The following is a 19,779-nucleotide window of genomic DNA, read 5'->3' on the forward strand; positions in this document are numbered from 1 at the left end:
CATGACGCACCCCCACGACGTCGTGGTCGTCGGTGCCGGGCTCGCGGGCCTGGTCACCACCGCCGAGCTGCTGCGGGCCGGGCGCCGCGTGCTCCTGCTGGACGCGGAGCCGCCGGCGGGCCTCGGCGGGCAGGCGTGGTGGTCGTTCGGCGGGCTGTTCCTGGTCGACTCCCCCGAGCAGCGGCGTCTGGGCGTCCGGGACAGCGCCGAGTTGGCGCTCGCGGACTGGCTCGGGTCGGCGGCGTTCGCCGACGACGGGTCCGACCGCTGGGGGCGGGCCTGGGCGGAGGCGTTCGTCGAGTTCGCCGCCGGGGGGATGCGGTCGTGGCTGCACGGCCAGGGCGTGCGCTGGTTCCCGCTGGTGCAGTGGGCGGAGCGTGGCGGTTACCTGGCCGACGGCCACGGCAACTCCGTGCCGCGGTTCCACGTCACGTGGGGCACCGGTCCCGCGGTCCTCGAGCCGTTCGTCCGGACGCTGCTGGACGGGCACCGCGACGGGCTCGTCGAGGTGCGGTTCCGGCACCGGGTCACCGCGCTGACCACGACGGACGGGCGTGTGACCGGCGTCCGGGGGGACGTGCTGGCACCCGACCGTGCGGCCCGCGGCGTGCCGTCGTCGCGGGCCGTGCTGCGTCCGTTCGAGGTCGCCGCCCCCGCGGTGGTCGTGGCGACCGGGGGCATCGGTGCCGCCCACGACCTGGTGCGCGCCACGTGGCCCGTCGCGGCCGGCCCCCTCCCGGCGCGCCTGCTCTCCGGCGTGCCCGACCACGTGGACGGCTCCGGCATCGCGGCGGCCCGCGCGGCCGGCGCGCACGTGGCCCACGCCGGCCGCATGTGGCACTACCCGGAGGGCGTCGCCCACCACTCCCCGGTGTGGACGGCGCACGGCATCCGGATCCTGCCGGGACCCAGCTCGCTGTGGCTGGACGCCGACGGCCGACGGCTGCCGGCCCCGCTGTTCCCCGGGTTCGACTCCCTCGGCACGCTCACCCACCTCACGTCGCACGGGCACGACCACTCGTGGTTCGTGCTCGACCGCACGATCCTCGGCAAGGAGCTCGCGCTGTCCGGCTCCGAGCAGAACCCGGACCTCACGGGCCGTGACCTGCGGCTCCTGCTGCAGCGCGTGCGTGCGGGGGCCGTCGGCCCGGTCGAGGCGTTCGCGCAGCGGTCGCCGGAGTTCGTCACGGCGACCACACCGGCGGGCCTCGCGGCAGGCATGAACGCGCTGACGGGCACGGACCGCATCGACCCGGACGCGCTCGCCGCCACGATCGCGGCGCGTGACGCCCAGGTGGCCACGGGCCTGGGCAAGGACCTGCAGGTCGTCGCGACCGCGACGGCCCGCCGGTACGTCGTCGACCGGGCCGTGCGGGTCGCGCCGCCGCACCGCCTGCTCGACCCGGAGCACGGGCCCCTGTACGCCGTGCGGCTGTCGGTCCTCACCCGCAAGACCCTCGGCGGGCTCGCCACGGACCTCGAGGGGCGCGTGCTGCGCCCCGACGGGGAGGTGCTGCCGGGGCTGTGGGCGGTGGGCGAGGCCGCCGGGTTCGGCGGTGGCGGCGTCCACGGCCACCGGGCCCTGGAGGGGACGTTCCTCGGCGGCTGCCTGTTCACCGGACGCACCGCGGGGCGCGCCCTCGCGGCCGGCTGAGCACGCCGCCCGGTCAGCCCGCGGTCGCCACCAGCCCGGTCGCGGCCACCGACGTCAGCGCGTCGTGCCGGGGCACCACCCGCACGGTCCACCCGAACGGTCCGGTGCGCGTCAGCCCGACCTCCCCGACGTACGCGTACCGCCCGTCCCCGGCCCGGCCGTCGCCGTCCGGCTCCGCGCCGCCGGCGCCGACCGGCTCCGCGTCGGCGCCGCCGTCCGGCGCGCCGGGGGCGGGAGCCACCGGCGTCAGGGCCGCGACGTGCAGGTCCGTGATCTCGTCGTCCGGGTCGACCGGCCCGTGCAGCACCTGCACCGCGACGTCGTCGGGCAGCAGGCCGCCGAGCGTGACCGACGCCCGCACGCGCAGCACGTCACCGACCCGCGGCGGCGTGCCGGCGCCCGTGACCTCGACGTCGTCGACGGCGACACCCGGCCACGCGGCCCGGACCCGCGACCGCCAGCCGGCGAGCGCGACGGCACCGGCGAGGTCGTCGGCGGCGAGGGCCGCGCCCGCCGCGGCGGCAGGCGCGTAGAGGTGCGCGACGTGGTCGGCGACCATGCGCGTCGCCTGCACCTTGGGCGCGAGGCTGACGAGCGTGCGTCGGACCGTCGCCAGCCAGCGGCGCGGCAGCCCGTCACCGTCCCGGTCGTGGAAGCAGGTCAGCACCTGCTCCGCGAGGAGCTCGTGCAGAGCCGCGGCGCGCTGCGACGTCGCCTCGTCACCCTCGTCGGGCGCGGGCCGCGGCAGCGCCCAGCCGTCCTCGCCGTCGTACCACTCGTCCCACCAGCCGTCGCGCACCGCGACGGTGAGGACGCCGTTGAGCGCCGCGCGCATCCCCGACGGGGTGCTCGCCCCCGACGGGTCCACGGGCGTGTCGAGCCACACGTCGCAGCCGGCATGGAGCGCGCGGACCACGTCGCACGAGGCGTCGGTGAGGACGACGAGCCGGTCGCCCAGGTCGGGCCGGTCCGCGAGCGCGGCGAGCCCGGCGGGGACGCCGCCCGGCGGGGCGGCGACGACCAGGCGCACGGGGCGGGCCGCGTCGAGCAGCAGCGCGACCAGGCGCTCCGGGTCGGCGAGGAGCAGGTCCAGGGGTGCACCCGACGACGGCCGGTGCACCACTCCCACGGTGAGCACCTCGTCGGCACCGGGCGCCGACCCGCGCGGTCCGACCGCCCCGCCCGGGAGCAGGTCGACCAGCCGCGCGCGCAGCCGACGACGGAGCTCCCAGAGCTCCGCGTCCTCGACGGGCCCGCCGGCGTCCCAGCCGGCGCCGGTGGCCAGGTCGCGCGCGCTCATCCGGCGGGCGCCCAGGTCCGTCACCTCGGGCGCGACCCACGTGGGCGCGTGCACGCCGGCGGTGACCGAGCCGATCGGGACCTCCTGGGGGTCGAAGCCCGGCCACAGGTCGGCGAAGGCCTCGCGGCACGCGCGGCCGTGGCGGCGGGAGTCGCCGCTCGCGCGGTCGGCCAGGCGCAGCGCGAGGACGGCGGTGTCGACGGCGGTGTCGACGGGGGTGCCGACACCATCCCCGGCGCGTGCGCCGAGCGTCAGGACGTCGGTCACGGGCAGGTCGCCGGCGGGGTCGAGCGCCGCGAGGTGCTCGGCCACCAGCGCGCCGTCGAGCAGCGTCGCCGGACCGGGGACCTGCACGGCGAGGACGGACGTCGCCCTGACCAGCTCGAGCGCGACGTCGTACGTCGCGCCGCCGGCGACGAGCTCGCGCACCCGCTCCAGCCCGACGAACCCGGCGTGCGCGCCGCCGGCGTGCACCACCTCGGGCTGCGGCGCACCGGTGAGACGCGCGTGGGCCCGCACCGCCCGCAGCCCGCCGACCCCCCGCAGCAGCGCCCGCTCGAGCCGACGGGCCGCGGCGGACCCCGCAGCGGCACGCGCCCCGGCCGCCGTGGTCCCCGGCGTCGTGGGGTCCAGCAGCAGCACGGGGACGCGCCCGGCACGGGCGACGCGGACCCGGGCGCCCAGCGCACCACCCCCGGGGGTTGCGACCTGCACGACGACCGGCGTCCCGTCGGGCTCCCGCAGCAGCGGCGCGGCGCCGCCGTCCCGAGCGGCCGACCGGGTCGCGCCCGGGCCGGTGTCCCGGGTGCCGTCCGTCGCCCCGCGCAGCAGGTCGTCGACCAGCCCGACGGCGACCAGGGGGACGCCCAGGTCGGACGCCGCGCGCAGGTGGTCGCTCGCGAGGGCCTCCAGGCTGTGGGGGGCCGGGTCGCCGGGTGCCGGGGCGTTCGGCGCCGGGTCGTCCGGCGCGGCTGCGGGGGCGTCGTCGGGGCCGGGCGGGAACCACGCGACGGCGGCGGGCAGCGCGGCCCCGCCCTGGCCCTGGTACCACCGTGGTCCCGTGCGGTAAGCCCGCAGGTCGGCCGCCGCCGCCCGGACGCGGGCCACCAGCGCGGGGTCCGCGGCGGCGGCCGCGAGCCGCTCCGGCTCGAGCGCGTCGAGCAGGGCGGCGGGGTCGCCTCCCACGCGGGACCAGGCCGCCGGGTCGAGGTCGGCGAGGACGGCGCGCGTCGGCGGGTGCCAGGCCCACCGCAGGTCGTGCGCGAGCTCCTCGAGCTCGGCCAGCGGTGCAGGCAGGAGGGTGCGGACAGTGAACCGGCGGATGGCTCTCACGCGCGCAGACTACGCAGAACGGACGGATCGCACAGCGGTTCTGGACGTCCGACCCGGACGCCCGTCCGGCTTCCCGACCGCGAGCCGGGGCCCGCGGCGCGGCGCGGCGGCCGACGCGCCGCCCACCGGATGCCACCACCCCTGCAGGGCGGATAGGTTCGGGACCGTGACGACTCCCCGCCGCTCTCGTCGCACGTCACCGGCCACATCCCCCGGCCCCGCACGTGCCGTCGCCCCCGTACTGCCCCCGCAGCCCGACGTGACCCCGACCACGGACGCTCCCGTGCCCGTGGTGCCCGTGGTGCCCGTGGGTCGCATCCCGGTGCTCGACGTCTCCCCCGTCGCCGAGGAGGGACGCTTCCCCGCGAAGGCGGCGGTGGGCGAGGCGGTGCCCGTGCGGGCGACCGTGATCCGCGAGGGCCACGACGCGCTGGGCGCGACCGCGGTGCTGCTGCGGCCCGACGGCTCGGTCCACTCCGTGGCCCGCATGGTCGACATCGCGCCCGGCCTCGACAGGTACGAGGCACGCCTGGTCCCGGACGCCGAGGGCGAGTGGTCCTTCCGCGTCGAGGGCTGGTCCGACCCGTACGGCACCTGGGCGCACGACGCCGCGATCAAGGTCGAGGCGGGCATCGACGTCGAGCTCATGCTCACCGAGGGCGAGCTCGTGCTCCAGCGCGCCGCCGGCGGCACCGGCGAGGACGCGATGCGCCCGCGCGACGCCCGCGTCCTCCTCGACGCCGTCGCCGGGCTGCGCGACACGTCCCGTCCCCCGCTCGCCCGGCTCGCCGCGGCGCTGGCGCCCGAGGTCCGTGAGGTGCTCGACCGCGCGCCCCTGCGCGACATGGTCACCCGGTCGCGGGCCTACCCCCTGGTCGTGCACCGTCGGCTGGCGCTCACCGGGTCGTGGTACGAGATGTTCCCCCGGTCGCACGGCGCGACGTACGACGAGGCCACCCGGCGGTGGACGTCGGGCACGCTGCGCACGGCGGCCAACCAGCTGCCGCGCATCGCGGCGATGGGCTTCGACGTCGTGTACCTCACGCCGATCCACCCCATCGGCACCACGCACCGCAAGGGCCGCAACAACGCCCTGGACGCGCTGCCCGGCGACCCCGGCTCGCCCTACGCCATCGGCTCCCCGGACGGCGGGCACGACGCCATCGAGCCGACGCTCGGCACGTTCGACGACTTCGACGCCTTCGTCGCGCGGGCCCGCTCGCTGGGCCTGGAGGTCGCGCTCGACCTCGCGCTGCAGGCCTCGCCGGACCACCCGTGGGTCACCGAGCACCCGGAGTGGTTCACCACGCGGGCCGACGGCACGATCGCCCATGCGGAGAACCCGCCCAAGAAGTACCAGGACATCTACCCCCTGAACTTCGACAACGACCCCGAGGGGATCTACGCCGAGGTCCGCCGGGTCCTGCAGGTGTGGATCGACCACGGGGTGACGGCGTTCCGGGTCGACAACCCGCACACCAAGCCGCTGTCGTTCTGGCAGCGGCTGCTGGCGGACGTCAACGCGTCGCACCCCGAGGTGATCTTCCTGTCCGAGGCGTTCACCCGCCCGGCGATGATGCTGACGCTGGCGAAGGTCGGCTTCCACCAGTCGTACACGTACTTCACCTGGCGCAACACCAAGGCGGAGCTCGAGGAGTACCTCGCCCGGGTCGGCGGCGAGGAGGCGGCCTGGCTGCGCCCGAGCTTCTGGCCGACGACGCACGACATCCTGCCGCCGTACCTGCAGCAGGGCGGGGTCCCCGGCTTCGCCGTGCGGGCCGTGCTGGCGGCGACGGGCTCGCCCACCTGGGGCGTGTACTCCGGTTACGAGCTGGTCGAGAACGTGCCGCGGCCCGGGGTCGAGGAGCAGATCGACAACGAGAAGTACGAGTTCCGCCCGCGGGACTGGGCCCGCGCCGACGACCTCGGGATCGCCCTGCTCCTGGGGCGCCTCAACGAGATCCGGCGCGCGCACCCGGCGCTGCAGCAGCTGCGCGACGTGCGGGTGCACCCCACGACCGACGACGCGCTCGTGTGCTTCTCGCGCCACCTCGACGCCGCCCACTCGCCCACGGGCCGGCCGGACACCGTGGTGGTGGTCGTGAACATCGACCCGCACCACCCCCGGGAGGGTGTGGTCCACCTGGACCTGACCGCCTTCGGCCTGCCCGCCGACCGGCCGGTGGCTGCGCACGACGCGCTGTCCGGCGACACGTACGCCTGGTCCGACCAGGTCTACGTCCGGCTCGACCCGATGGTCAGCGTCGCGCACGTGGTCCACCTCGAGCACCCGCACGGGGCACGATGAGGCCCGTGCTCCCGCCCCCGGAGGGTGCCGCCTCCGCGTCGGGCGATCCCCGCACGCCCCGGACCCCGGTGCTCGGCACGCCGACGACGTCCACGGAGCCGCCGGTGGGCACCCCGCCCCCGGGCTCCATGCCGTCACCCGACGCCGTCCCCGCCCGCCTCGAGCCGCCCCCGACGACCGCGGCGATCGCCCTGTCCGGGCTGCCCGGTCGCCGGCAGCCCGACGTGCCGACGCCGGTGCCCTCGGGCGGGCGCGACACGGACCCCGAGTGGTACCGCACGGCCGTGTTCTACGAGGTCATGCTGCGCACCTTCGCGGACGCCTCGGGCAACGGCAGCGGTGACCTGCCCGGTCTCATCCAGCGCCTCGACTACCTGCAGTGGCTGGGCGTGGACTGCCTGTGGCTGCCGCCGTTCTACCCCTCGCCCATGCGCGACGGCGGGTACGACGTGTCCGACTACACGGCCGTCGCGCCGCAGTACGGCACGCTCGACGACTTCCGCATGCTCGTCATCGAGTGCCACCGCCGCGGCATGCGGGTCGTCGTCGACCTCGTGATGAACCACACCAGCGACCAGCACCCGTGGTTCCAGGCCTCCCGCTCCGACCCGGACGGCCCGTACGGGGACTTCTACGTGTGGAGCGACGACAACACCCGCTACCACGACGCCCGCATCATCTTCGTGGACACCGAGACGTCGAACTGGACGTTCGACCCCGTGCGGCGCCAGTACTTCTGGCACCGGTTCTTCAGCCACCAGCCGGACCTCAACTTCGAGAACCCGCGCGTGGTCGACGCGATGATGGACGTCGCGCGGTTCTGGCTGCACCTCGGGGTGGACGGCTTCCGGCTCGACGCCGTGCCGTACCTGTTCGAGGCCGAGGGCACCAACTGCGAGAACCTGCCGGAGACCCACGAGTTCCTGCGCAAGGTCCGCCGGATGATCGACGAGGAGTTCCCGGGCCGCATCATGCTGGCCGAGGCCAACCAGTGGCCCGAGGACGTGGTGCACTACTTCGGCACCGACGAGGAGCCGGAGTGCCACATGTGCTTCCACTTCCCCGTCATGCCGCGCATCTACTACGCGCTGCGCGACCAGCGGGCCACGCAGATCGTCGACATCCTCGCGGACACCCCGCCGATCCCGGCGAGCGGGCAGTGGAGCACGTTCCTGCGCAACCACGACGAGCTCACGCTCGAGATGGTGTCCACCGAGGAGCGCGCGTCGATGTACGGCTGGTACGCGCCGGACTCCCGGATGCGCGCCAACATCGGCATCCGCCGCCGCCTCGCACCGCTGCTCGACAACTCCCGCAAGGAGATCGAGCTGGCGCACGCGCTGCTGCTGTCGCTGCCCGGCAGCCCCTGCCTGTACTACGGCGACGAGATCGGCATGGGCGACAACATCTGGCTCGCGGACCGTGACGCGGTGCGCACGCCCATGCAATGGACGCCGGACCGCAACGCCGGGTTCTCCACGGCGGACCCGGGCAAGCTGTACCTGCCGCTGGTGCAGTCGCTCGTCTACCACTACGGCAACGTCAACGTGGAGTCGCAGCTGGCCCAGCCGACGTCGCTGCTGCACTGGGTGCACGGCATGCTGGCGGTCCGCCGGCAGCACCGCGCCCTGGGGCTCGGCACGTTCGACGTCGTGTCCTGCGACAACGAGGCGGTGCTGACCTTCCTGCGACGCACGGAGGACGAGACGGTCCTCGTGGTGGCGAACCTGGCGGCGACGGCCCGTGCGGCGACGGTGACGCTCCCCGAGCACGCCGGCTGGTCCGCACGCGACGTGTTCGGCGGGGCGCACTTCCCCGACGTGCGCGACGACGGCACCATCACGTTCACCCTCGGGTCGCGCGAGTTCTACTGGCTGGAGCTGACGGCGCCGTGATCCTCGACGCACGTGCCCCCGACGACGTCGACCACGAGCTGGTGGCGCTGCTCCACGCGTGGCTGCCGCACCGCCGCTGGTACCCCGCCAAGGGGTCCGACGCGCGGCTGTCGGCTGCGGGTGCGGTGCACCTGACCGACGACGTGCGGATCCTGCTCGTGCAGGTCGACGCCGCGGGGCGCGACGTGCTGCTGCAGGTCCCGCTGGTGCTGCTGGCCGGGTCGGCGCCCGTCGGGACCGACCGCGCGTCGATCGTCGGGGAGGTCGGCGGTCGCACGGTGCTGGACGCGACCGGCGACGCCCGGTTCCTGCGGGCCTGGCTCGCGGCGGCGGACGGGCCGGGCGCCGCGGTCGACGAGACGGGCGCGCGCGTGGTGACCGGCGAGCAGTCGAACACGTCGGTCGTGCTGCCCGCCCCGGACGGCGCCCCGGTGGGGATGCTGAAGGTGCTGCGCGCGGTCGCCGCGGGCGAGAACCCGGACATCGACGTGCCGCGGCGGCTCGTGGAGGCGGGGTGGGACGGTGTCCCGGCGCCCCTCGCGTGGTCGCAGGCGCGGTGGCCAGGGCCCGACGGCGAGCCCGTGGTCGGCTACCTGGGTGTCCTGAGCGCGTTCGTCCCGGGTGCGCAGGACGGGTTCGAGCTGGCGTGCGGGTGGGCCCGCGAGGGGCGCGCGTTCAGCGGTCCGGCCGCCGAGCTGGGCGAGACCGTCGCCGGGATGCACGCGGCGCTGGTCCGGGCGTTCGGCGCGGACCCCGACCCGGCCGGCGGCGAGGCGCTCGCGCGGGCCCTGCGCGAGCGGTTCGCGTGGGCCGTCGACGCCGTGCCGTCGCTGGCGGACCGGGAGCCCGCCGTCCAGGCGGTGGCCGCGCAGGTCGCGGCCCTGCCCACGACGCCGGCGCGGCAGCGCGTGCACGGCGACCTGCACCTGGGGCAGGTGCTGCGCTCGGCGGGCCGCTGGTTCGTCATCGACTTCGAGGGTGAGCCGCTGGCGCCGTTGGCCGCCCGCGTCCTGCCGGACCTCGCGCTGCGGGACGTCGCGGGCCTGCTGCGGTCGTTCGACTACGCCGCAGCGGTGGGGGGCCTGAGCGGCGCACCCGCGGCCGCGTGGACCGCGGACGCGCGGGCGGCCCTGCTCGCGGGCTACGGCGTGACGGACGACCCGACCAGCACGCTGCTGCTGCGCGCGCTCGAGCTCGACAAGACGCTGTACGAGGCCGTGTACGAGGCGCGCAACCGTCCCACCTGGGCGCCGATCCCCGAGGCCGGGCTGGACCGCCTGCTCGGCTGAGAGCCGCGGCGTCAGGCGACGCCGGACCCCGCGGGCAGCTCGGTCAGGGTGTCGACGACCATCCGCATCCCCGCCTGCCGAGGAGCCACCTCCGCCTGCAGCACCAGCGCGGCACCGCCCAGGGCGGCCGCCTCGGACGCCTGCGAGGAGATCGTGACCCGCACCGGGTGGGTGGCGCGGGCGAAGAACCCGTCGGCCAGGCGCTGCTGGACGACCGGCAGGTAGAGCGAGCCGGCCTGCGCGAACGACGCCCCCGTCAGCACCAGCAGGTCGAGGTCCAGCACGTTGGCGAGCACCTGCGCGGCAGCGGCCAGGTACCGGGCCGACTCCCCCAGGAGCCGCGCGGGCTCCTCCTCACCGCGCGCCGCCGCCCGGGCCAGGGCCGCGAAGTCCTCGGACACACCCCGACCCGGGAGCGCGATACCGGCCTCGGCGGCCCGCGCGACCACGGCTGCGGGGCCGGCGAACACCTCGACGCACCCGCGCGAGCCGCACCAGCACGGCGGCCCGTCGACGTCGACGCACACGTGCCCGATCTCGCCCGCGTTCGACGACCGGCCGCGGTACACCGTCCCGTCGACGATGATCCCCGCCCCGATGCCGGTGCCCATGTACAGCGCGGCGCACACCGCACCGGTCGGCACGCCGCCGGACCAGTACTCCCCCAGCGCTGCCGCCGTCGCGTCGTTGTCCAGCAGGACGGGTAGCCCGACCGCGTCCTCGATCGCCTCGGCCAGCGGGAAGTCCGCCCAGTGCTGCATGACGGGCGGCGCCAGCGTCATCCCGGTGGTGGTCGACAGCGGACCGGGCGACACGACGCCGACCCCGAGCAGGCGGTCCCCGTCCACCCCGACGCGCGCGGTGGTGGCCGCGACCTCCGCCGCGATGCGCCCGACCACGTCCCGCGGGTCGTCGGACCCGGCGCCCGGGCGCCGCCACCGCGCCACGACCTGCCCGCCGAGGTTCGCGATCACGTACGTGATGCCGGCGTGGTCCAGGTGGACGCCGACGGCGTAGCCCGCGTCGGGGTCGAGCTGCAGCAGCATCCGGGGCTTGCCGCCGGTGGACTCGGCGCGGCCGGCCTCGACCACCAGGCCCTCGTCGAGCAGGCGTCGGACGACGGTCGAGACCGTCGCGGCCGTCAGGCCGGTGGCGCGGGTCAGCTCGACGCGGCTGATGGTGCCGGCGGCACGGATGACGTCGAGGATCGCGCTGCGACTGCCGGTGCGCGGGCCGGGCGTGCCTGCGTTCACACTCCTGCTCCCGTCGCCGTGCGGCCGCCGGGTGGCGACCCGACCGAGCCTAGCCACCCCCCGCCGCCCGCGAGCGGCGACGGGGCTGCGGCGTCCGGGTGAGCCCGCGCGGGTGGCGGGTGCACCGGCGCACGGGGCGCGCGCCGGTGCACCCGGTCGGTCAGTCCACGCGGGTGGCGCGCACCAGCACGAGGCGTTCGGGCGAGAGGTGCGGTGCCCGCACCCCGACCTGCTCGAGCACGCGGCCCGTCGCGCGGACGCCCTGCGGCGTCCACCACGGGGCCTTCCAGCCGTGGGTGATGACGTCGCCCGGAGCCTGGGGCCGCACGTGGTAGGTCGCGTCGGGGTCGAGGCCGGGCAGCGGCACCGCGTTCGCGGGCATCTGCGCGGACGACGCCACCGCGGCGACGGCGAACAGCGCGTCGGACCCGTCCTGGGCGACCACCCCGTGCACCTCGAACGCCGGGTCCGGCAGGTCGGCGTGCACGCTGACCCCGGTGTGCAGCAGACCACGCACCTCCTTGTACAGCGCGACCCACGCCGCCAGCTCCGCGCGCTGCGCCTCGTCGGCCTCCCGCAGGTCCCACTCGATGCCCAGGTGGCCGAACAGCGCGGTGCCGGCCCGGAAGCCGAGGGTGGCGCTGCGGCCCGTGCTGTGGGCCGTCCCGGAGCCGATGTGCGCACCGATGAGCTCCAGCGGGATGAGCAGGTTCGTCCACGGCTGGATGGCGCGTCGCTCGAGCGCGTCGATGCAGTCCGACCCCCAGACCCGGTCGGTGCGCTGGAGGATCTCCAGGTCGACCCGGGCACCGCCGGAGGAGCAGGACTCGATCTCGACGCGCGGATGACGCGCGCGCAGCGCGTCGAGGAGGCGGTAGACGGCGAGCGTCTGCCCGTGCACGCCGGGCACGCCGTCGGACCCGTGACCGGCGTCGACGAGGTCACGGTTGTGGTCCCACTTGAGGTACGCGATGTCGTTCTCGCTGAGCAGCGCGTCGAGCCGCCCGAGGATGTGGTCGAACACCTCGGGGCGCGCGAGGTCGAGCACCTGCTGCCACCGTGCGGCGCCCGGGAGGCGGTCCGGCAGGCGCAGCATCCAGTCGGGGTGGGCGCGCGCGAGGTCGGAGTCGGGGTTGACCATCTCCGGCTCGACCCAGAGCCCGAACTGCATGCCCAGCCCGGTCACGTGCTCGATGAGCGGGTGCAGCCCGTCGGGCCACACCTCGTCGGACACGTACCAGTCGCCGAGGCCCCGGCGGTCGTCACGTCGCGAGCCGAACCACCCGTCGTCCAGGACGAAGCGCTCCGCCCCGACGGCCGCCGCCGCGTCCGCCAGCTCGACGAGCCGGCCCAGGTCGTGCTGGAAGTAGACCGCCTCCCACGTGTTGAGCGTGACCGGGCGCGGGCTGTGCGGGTGCTGCGGACGGGCACGGAGCCAGGTGTGGAACCGCGAGGCGAGGGAGTCCAGCCCCTGCTCGCCGTACGCGCCGTACACCCACGGGCTCGTGTAGGACGCGCCGGGCTGCAGCCGGACCTCGCCGGGTGCCAGCAGCTCGCCGCCGCCCAGCAGCCCGGGGTGGTAGTGCGTGCGCTCCGCGAGGCTGCGGTGGTTCCCGGACCAGGCGACGTGCCAGCCCCACGCCTCGCCGCGGCGGTGCGCGAGGTCCTCGGTCCCGGCGACCAGCACGTACGGGGTGTCGAACCCGGTGCGTCCGCGGCGGTTCTCGCGCAGTCGCGTGCCGTGCGTGAACTGCGTGCGGATCGGTGACCGCTCGCGCGCCCAGTGCCCGCCGAAGTCGAGCAGCGTGGTCGCCCGGACCGGGACCGGCAGGGTGAGCAGCAGCCCGCCGAGCTCGTAGACGTCGTCGCCCGCGTTGGTGAGCGTGGCGCGCTGCCGGACGAGCCCCTGCGGCGTGAGCTCGAGCACGAGCTCGAGCGCCAGCGCGGTGGCCGGGTCGGTGGCGGGCACGACGAGCACGGCACCGCCGTCGCCCGTGCGCGTCAGCTGCGGGACCCCGGCGCGGAAGTCCGGCGACCAGGAGCGGCCGGCGCGCGAGCCCGTCAGGCCCGGGGTGCCGAGCCAGCCGTCCGCCTGCAGCGGCAGCACGCCGGGCACCACGCCGCCGTCGACGGGGAACCCCATGAGTGCCGGGCGGCCGGCGAGCCGCAGGTCCGCGAGCGCGTCGCCGTCGAGGGGGCCGAGGTCGGCGCCCCAGTGCAGCACGCGCGGCAGGCCGGCGAGGTCCAGGACGAGGCTGACGCCGGCTGCGCGCAGGTGCAGCAGCTCGTCCGGTCGCTCGGGTGGCTGCCGGTCCCCCCGGTCGCTCGTCGGGGTCGTCTCGTCGTCGGGACGCTGTGGCACCGCTCACCTCCGTTGTGATCGCGCCCACCCTATGTCGTTGACTTGCTTATTTCGGTCGCCTAACAATGGGTGTCGCTCCCCGGGTCGACGCCGACCTGCCGCGCCCCGACGCGTGGCCACCGGAGCCGCGGACCGGGAGCCGACATGACCGACGACGTCCTCGCCGAGGGCTGGACCCTCACGGCCGACCCCGCCACGCTGCCCTCCGGGCTGCCGGCCGCGCTCGCCGCCCGGCTCGTGTCGGGGGTCCCCGCGCGGGTGCCCGGCACCACGCACACCGACCTGCTCGCGGCCGGGCTCGTCCCCGACCCGTACGTCGACCGCAACGAGCTCGAGGTCGCCTGGATGAAGCGGGTGGACTGGTCGTACGCCCGGCCGCTCGACGTCACCCCTGCCGCCGACGACGAGCGCGTCGACCTGGTCCTCGAGGGCGTCGACACCGTCGCCGCCGTGCGCCTGGACGGCACCGTCCTCGCACGCACGGCCAACCAGCACCGCACCTACCGGGTCGACCTGCGCGACCACCTGCGCCCGGGACCGCAGGTGCTGCGCGTGGACCTGACGTCGGCGCTCACCTACGCCGAGGCGGAGGCCGCGCGGCTGGGACCCCGGCCCATGGCCTACGCGCAGCCGTTCAACATGGTCCGCAAGATGGCCTGCTCCTTCGGCTGGGACTGGGGACCCGACCTGCAGACGGCCGGCCTGTGGCGCCCGGTCCGCGTCCAGCGGTGGCGCGTCGCGCGGCTCGCCGGCGTGCGCGCGCTGGTGACCGTGGAGCCCGACGGCACGGGCGTGGTCGAGGTCGTGGTCGACGTCGAGCGGTCGGGGCTCGCGGGTGGTGAGGTCCCGCTGGTGGTGACGGCGCACGTGGCCGGTGCCGAGGGTGTGGGCGAGGTCCGTGCCGGGTCCACCACCGGCACCGTCCGCCTCGAGGTCCCGCACGCGCCGCTGTGGTGGCCGGTCGGCCACGGCGGCCAGCCGCTGCACGACCTGCACGTCGAGCTGCGCGCGAGCGACCCCGCGGCCCCCGCGGGCCCGCGCGGCACCGGCCCGCTGCTCGGCGCGTGGTCCCGCCGCATCGGGTTCCGCACCGTCGAGCTCGACACCCTGCCCGACGACCACGGGTCGGCCTTCACGCTGCGGGTCAACGGGCGCGCGGTGTTCGTCCGCGGCGCCAACTGGATCCCCGACGACCACCTGCTGACCCGCATCACGCGCGACCGCCTCGCCGGGCGCCTCGACCAGGCGCTGGGGGCCCACCTCAACCTGCTGCGGGTCTGGGGCGGCGGGATCTACGAGTCCGAGGACTTCTACGAGCTGTGCGACGAGCGCGGGCTGCTGGTGTGGCAGGACTTCCTGCTGGCGTGCGCCGCGTACCCCGAGGAGTCCCCGCTGCGCGAGGAGATCGAGGCCGAGGCCCGCGAGCACGTCGCCCGCCTGACGCCGCACCCGTCGCTGGTGCTGTGGAACGGCGGCAACGAGAACCTGTGGGGCTTCCGGGACTGGGGCTGGGAGCCCGAGCTCGACGGGCGCACCTGGGGCCACGCGTACGCGACGGAGGTGCTGCCGGCCGTGGTGGCCGAGCTCGACCCGACCCGGCCGTACGTCGCGAACAGCCCCACCTCCCCCGGGTACGACATCCGCGACGTGCACCCCAACGACCCGGACCACGGCTCCCACCACCAGTGGGACGTCTGGAACCGGGTCGACTACACCGTGTACCGCGACGAGGTCCCCCGGTTCTGCTCGGAGTTCGGCTTCCAGGGCCCGCCGACGTGGTCGACGCTGGCGCGCGCCGTCCGCGCCGAGGACGGCTCGGTGGCCGGCAAGGAGCACCCCACCTTCCTGCTGCACCAGAAGGCCGAGGACGGCAACGGCAAGCTCGACCGCGGCATGGCACCGCACCTCGGTGTCCCGTCCGACCTGGACGACTGGCTGTGGGCCGGTCAGCTCAACCAGGCGCGCGCGGTGCGGTTCGCGATCGAGCACCACCGCTCCTGGTGGCCCGTCACCGCCGGGTCCGTCGTGTGGCAGCTGAACGACTGCTGGCCCGTGACGTCGTGGGCGGCGATCGACGGCGACGGACGACCCAAGCCCCTGTGGTGGGCGCTGCGTGCGGCGTTCGCCGAACGCCTGGTGACCGTGCAGCCGCGCGACGGTCGCGAGTCCCTCGTCGTCGTCAACGACACCCCCGTCCTGTGGAAGGCGACGGCCCTGCTGGAGCGTCAGACGCTCGGCGGCGACGTGCTGGCCCGGGCGGAGGTGCCGCTGACCGTCGGCGCGTGGTCCGTGGGCACCTTCCCCGTCGCGGCCGCGCTGCGGACGCCCGGCGACCCGACGGCCGAGGTCCTGGTCGTGTCGCTGGACCGCCGTCGCGCGGTGCACACCTGGGTCGAGGACGTCGACCTCGCCCTGGACCCGACGCCGTTCGACGCGCGCGTGCACCCCGTGCAGGACGGGTACGCGGTCGAGGTGACGGCACGCTCGCTCGTGCGTGACCTCACGCTGCTGGTCGACCGGCTGGACCCCGCCGCGAGCGTCGACGAGGCACTGGTGACGCTGCCGGCCGGCGCCCGTGCCACGTTCCGTGTCCGCACGGCTGCCACCCTGGACCCGGCCGCCCTCGTCACCGCCCCGGTGCTGCGCAGCGCGAACGACGTCGTCGTGGCGGCCCGCGCCCCGGGGGCGTGACCGCACCGCGCGCCCGGACCGTCACGGACCGCGCCGGCACGGGGCCGGCCGGTACGCTGAGCGCCGTGGGCGCAGACGCGGTCGGGTTGGTGCTCGCGCGTCCTGCGCGGATGCTGGGGTTCGAGCCGTTCTTCATGGAGCTGATCGGCGGCATCGAGGAGACGCTGTCCTCGGACGACCGCTCGCTGCTGCTCCACGTCGTGCCGGACCACGGCGCGGAGATCGCCGCCTACCGGCGCTGGGGCCGGGGTGGCCTGGTCGACGCGGTCGTGCTCGTCAACCTCGTCGTCGACGACCCGCGCCTGGCGGTGCTCGGCGAGCTCGGGATCCCGACGGTGGTCGTCGGCGGCCCGGAACGGTCGTTGCCCGGGGTCGCGCACGTGTGGATCGACAACGGCCAGGCCATGCGTGACGCGGTCGGCTACCTCGTCGACCTGGGGCACCGCACGATCGGGCGGGTGTCCGGACCGGCGGCTCTCGCGCACACGCGCTCGCGCACGCACGCCTTCCTCGACGAGTGCGTCCAACGCGGCGCCAGGGGCGTGGTCGTCGAGGCCGACTACGGGCAGGAGTCCGGCACCCGGGCCACCCGCGCGCTGCTCGGCCGCAACGACCCGCCGTCGGCGGTCGTGTACGACAACGACGTCATGGCGGTCGCCGGGCTGGGCGTCGCGAACGAGCTGGGGCTCGGGGTGCCGTCCGACGTCTCCCTGCTCGCCTGGGACGACTCGGCGCTGTGCCGGTTGTCGCACCCACCGCTGTCGGCGATGAGCCTCGACGTGCACGCCATGGGCGTCCAGGTGGGCGACGCCGTGCTGAACCTCCTGGCGTCGGGCCGTGCGACCACGTCGACCGCCCCCCTGCCGCGCCTCGTCGCCCGCGGCAGCACGGCACGGCGGCCGCGTGCCGTGCGCGACGATCCGGCGCAGGCGTGACGACGCGCCCACTCACCACCTGCGGCAACGCGCCCGGGGTGATTGGGTAGGGACATGACTGCGGCTGCCACGTCCCCCGTGCCCGTCGACCACGACACCCTGCGCGCCGTGGCGGCGGGCTCCTTCTACGATCCCCACGCGGTCCTGGGTCCGCACGTCGGCGACGGCACCGTCACGGTCCGTACGCTGCGTCCCCTCGCGGACCGCGTCGTGGTGGTCACGGCGGACTCCCGCGTCGAGGCGCAGCACGAGCTGGACGGCATCTGGTACGCCCTGCTGCCCGGGACCACCGTGCCCGACTACCGCCTCGAGGTCACCTACGCGGACTGGACGGCGGTCGTCGACGACCCGTACCGGTTCCTGCCCACCGTGCAGGAGCTCGACCGCTACCTGGTGCGCGAGGGCCGTCACGAGCAGCTCTGGCAGGTTCTGGGTGCCAACGTCCGCACCTACGACGGGCAGCTCGGTCCGGTCCGCGGCACGTCCTTCGCCGTGTGGGCACCGAATGCCCGCGCGGTGCGCGTCGTCGGCGACTTCAACCACTGGCAGGGCGCGACCCACGCCATGCGCTCGCTCGGTGACAGCGGCATCTGGGAGCTGTACGCGCCGGGCGTCGACGCCGGCGCCCGGTACAAGTTCGAGATCCTCGGGGCGGACGGGTCGTGGCGCCAGAAGGCGGACCCGATGGCGAAGGGCACCGAGGTGCCTCCCGCCACCGCCTCCGTCGTCGTCGAGACGACCTACACGTGGTACGACGACACGTGGATGACCGCCCGGGCGCAGCACGACCCGCACGCGGGGCCGATGAGCGTCTACGAGGTCCACCTCGGGTCGTGGCGCCAGGGGCTGTCATACCGCGACCTGGCCCACCAGCTCACCGAGTACGTGCTGGAGCTGGGCTTCACGCACGTCGAGCTGCTGCCCGTGGCGGAGCACCCGTTCGGCGGCTCGTGGGGCTACCAGGTGTCGTCGTACTACGCCCCGACCTCGCGGTTCGGCCACCCGGACGACTTCCGGTACCTCGTGGACTGCCTGCACCGCGCCGGCATCGGCGTCATCGTCGACTGGGTGCCCGCGCACTTCCCGAAGGACGAGTGGTCGCTCGCCCACTTCGACGGCACGGCGCTCTACGAGCACCCGGACCCGCTGCTCGGTGAGCACCCGGACTGGGGCACGTACGTCTTCAACTTCGGGCGCCCCGAGGTGCGCAACTTCCTCGTCGCGAACGCGACCTACTGGCTCGAGGAGTTCCACGTCGACGGGCTGCGTGTCGACGCCGTCGCGTCGATGCTCTACCTCGACTACTCACGCCAGGCGGGCCAGTGGCGCCCCAACGCGTACGGCGGCCGGGAGAACCTCGAGGCGATCTCGTTCCTGCAGGAGACCAACGCGACGGCGTACCGGCGCACCCCTGGCATCATGATGATCGCCGAGGAGTCGACCGCCTGGCCGGGCGTCACGGCGCCGACGTCCGCGCACGGCCTGGGCTTCGGCCTGAAGTGGAACATGGGCTGGATGAACGACACCCTGCGCTACCTGCGCGAGGAGCCGATCAACCGCCGGTACCACCACCACGAGATCACGTTCTCGATGGTCTACGCCTACTCCGAGCACTTCGTGCTGCCCATCAGCCACGACGAGGTCGTCCACGGCAAGGGCTCGCTCTACGGGCGCATGCCGGGAGACCACTGGCAGAAGCTCGCCGGCGTCCGGGCGCTGCTCGCCTACCAGTGGACCCATCCCGGCAAGCAGCTCTTGTTCATGGGCCAGGAGTTCGCCCAGCAGGGCGAGTGGGCGGAGTCCCGCTCGCTCGACTGGCACAGCCTCGACGACGACGCCCACCGGGGGGTGCAGCGCAGCCTGCGGGACCTCAACGAGGTCTACCGCCGCACTCCCGCGCTGTGGCAGCTCGACCACACCCCCGACGGCTTCGCGTGGCTCGCGTCCGACGAGGCGGACCTCAACCTGCTGGCGTACGTGCGCTACGGGGTCGACACGCCCCCGGCCGTCGTCGTCGTGAACTTCGCGGGCGTCCCGCACGAGGGCTGGCGTGTCCCGCTGCCCACCGGCGGCACGTGGCGCGAGGCGTTCAACTCGGACGCCGAGGTCTACGGCGGGTCCGGTGTCGGCAACCTGGGCGCGATCGCTGCGGAGCCTGTCGAGCATTACGGCCGCCCGTGGTCGGCCTCGATCCGGGTCCCTCCGCTCGGGGCGGTCGTCTTCGTCCTGGACGAGGACGGCGAGCCCACGCCCGCCTGAGCCTCTGGCCCCGCACGGCGCCAGGAGCGCCGCACGGACGTGCCTGTGCCCCTGCCGATGCTCTGTCGGCAGGAGCACAGACGTCTCCGGGGCACGGCACGGGCCACCCCGGTTCTGCCGGCGGGTGTGGTCAGGGCCCTCGCGGTTCGGTCACCGGACCGCCCGCACGCCATGTCACCGGACCGCCCGCACGCCACAAGGGGTCGAGCGGGCCGCACGGACGCCCTGCGAGGGGCGCCGGACCTCGTCCGGGCCGCCGTGCCCGGTGGGCCGAACCGTCGCAGCAGCCGCCGACGCCCGGCCACCGAGGTGCAACGAGGCAGCCCGGGGCGCTCGTCGACTGCTACGGGAACGACGAAAGGCCCACCCCTCGCGGGGTGGGCCTTTCGTTGAATGATTGTCCGGCGGCGTCCTACTCTCCCACACCCTGGCGGGTGCAGTACCATCGGCGCTGAAGGGCTTAGCTTCCGGGTTCGGAATGGGACCGGGCGTTTCCCCTTC

The 19,779-nt window shown here is 75.3% G+C and carries 10 protein-coding genes and 1 rRNA gene; 7 read left to right on the forward strand and 4 right to left on the reverse strand.

Annotated features, from left to right (window positions below):
* Nucleotide 1: 1 nt before the first annotated feature.
* Nucleotides 2–1,654: an FAD-binding dehydrogenase gene (locus J1G43_RS13965; RefSeq protein ID WP_207378670.1), complete on the forward strand. Its 1,653-nt coding sequence runs from the start codon at nucleotides 2–4 to the stop codon at nucleotides 1,652–1,654.
* Between the two features lie 13 nt (nucleotides 1,655–1,667).
* On the opposite strand, the gene glgP is transcribed toward J1G43_RS13965, so the two are convergent.
* Nucleotides 1,668–4,286 carry an alpha-glucan family phosphorylase gene (glgP, locus tag J1G43_RS13970; protein WP_207378671.1) on the reverse strand — a complete coding sequence of 873 codons (2,619 nt, stop codon included), beginning with the start codon at nucleotides 4,284–4,286 and terminating at the stop codon, nucleotides 1,668–1,670.
* A 259-nt stretch (nucleotides 4,287–4,545) separates the two neighbouring features.
* Between glgP and J1G43_RS13975 the strand changes: the two genes are divergently transcribed.
* From J1G43_RS13975 to J1G43_RS13985, 3 genes are all read left to right on the forward strand, one after another.
* A complete protein-coding gene (locus J1G43_RS13975; RefSeq protein WP_307859607.1) occupies nucleotides 4,546–6,594 on the forward strand; it encodes an alpha-1,4-glucan--maltose-1-phosphate maltosyltransferase in 2,049 nt (682 codons plus the stop codon).
* 128 nt (nucleotides 6,595–6,722) lie between these two features.
* A complete protein-coding gene (gene treS / locus J1G43_RS13980; RefSeq protein ID WP_207340886.1) occupies nucleotides 6,723–8,489 on the forward strand; it encodes a maltose alpha-D-glucosyltransferase in 1,767 nt (588 codons plus the stop codon).
* Nucleotides 8,486–9,778 (forward strand): phosphotransferase, encoded by a 1,293-nt coding sequence (locus tag J1G43_RS13985; RefSeq protein ID WP_207378672.1) that lies wholly within the window; start codon nucleotides 8,486–8,488, stop codon nucleotides 9,776–9,778. Before treS ends, J1G43_RS13985 begins: the two co-directional genes overlap by 4 nt.
* Before the next feature lie 11 nt (nucleotides 9,779–9,789).
* Here the strand turns inward: J1G43_RS13985 and J1G43_RS13990 are convergent, their stop codons facing one another.
* Nucleotides 9,790–11,031 (reverse strand): ROK family transcriptional regulator, encoded by a 1,242-nt coding sequence (locus J1G43_RS13990; protein ID WP_207340876.1) that lies wholly within the window; start codon nucleotides 11,029–11,031, stop codon nucleotides 9,790–9,792.
* 160 nt (nucleotides 11,032–11,191) lie between these two features.
* Complete coding sequence (locus J1G43_RS13995) at nucleotides 11,192–13,393, reverse strand: alpha-galactosidase (protein WP_207378673.1); 2,202 nt, start codon at nucleotides 13,391–13,393, stop codon at nucleotides 11,192–11,194.
* A 144-nt stretch (nucleotides 13,394–13,537) separates the two neighbouring features.
* On the opposite strand from J1G43_RS13995, the gene J1G43_RS14000 reads away from it, so the two are divergent.
* The 3 genes from J1G43_RS14000 to glgB all read left to right on the forward strand — a co-directional run bounded on the left by J1G43_RS14000 (nucleotide 13,538) and on the right by glgB (nucleotide 19,278).
* Nucleotides 13,538–16,084: a glycoside hydrolase family 2 protein gene (locus J1G43_RS14000; RefSeq protein ID WP_207378674.1), complete on the forward strand. Its 2,547-nt coding sequence runs from the start codon at nucleotides 13,538–13,540 to the stop codon at nucleotides 16,082–16,084.
* A 65-nt stretch (nucleotides 16,085–16,149) separates the two neighbouring features.
* Nucleotides 16,150–17,019, forward strand: coding sequence for a LacI family DNA-binding transcriptional regulator (locus tag J1G43_RS14005; protein WP_249670816.1), 870 nt, complete (start codon nucleotides 16,150–16,152; stop codon nucleotides 17,017–17,019).
* 54 nt (nucleotides 17,020–17,073) lie between these two features.
* Nucleotides 17,074–19,278 carry a 1,4-alpha-glucan branching protein GlgB gene (gene glgB / locus J1G43_RS14010; RefSeq protein ID WP_207378675.1) on the forward strand — a complete coding sequence of 735 codons (2,205 nt, stop codon included), beginning with the start codon at nucleotides 17,074–17,076 and terminating at the stop codon, nucleotides 19,276–19,278.
* A 399-nt stretch (nucleotides 19,279–19,677) separates the two neighbouring features.
* On the opposite strand, the gene rrf is transcribed toward glgB, so the two are convergent.
* A 5S ribosomal RNA gene (rrf, locus tag J1G43_RS14015) occupies nucleotides 19,678–19,779 on the reverse strand; the annotation flags it as partial.

Origin of the sequence: Cellulomonas sp. zg-ZUI22, assembly GCF_017353535.1 — a bacterium.
In the GTDB taxonomy this organism is placed as follows: Bacteria; Actinomycetota; Actinomycetes; order Actinomycetales; family Cellulomonadaceae; genus Cellulomonas; species Cellulomonas wangleii.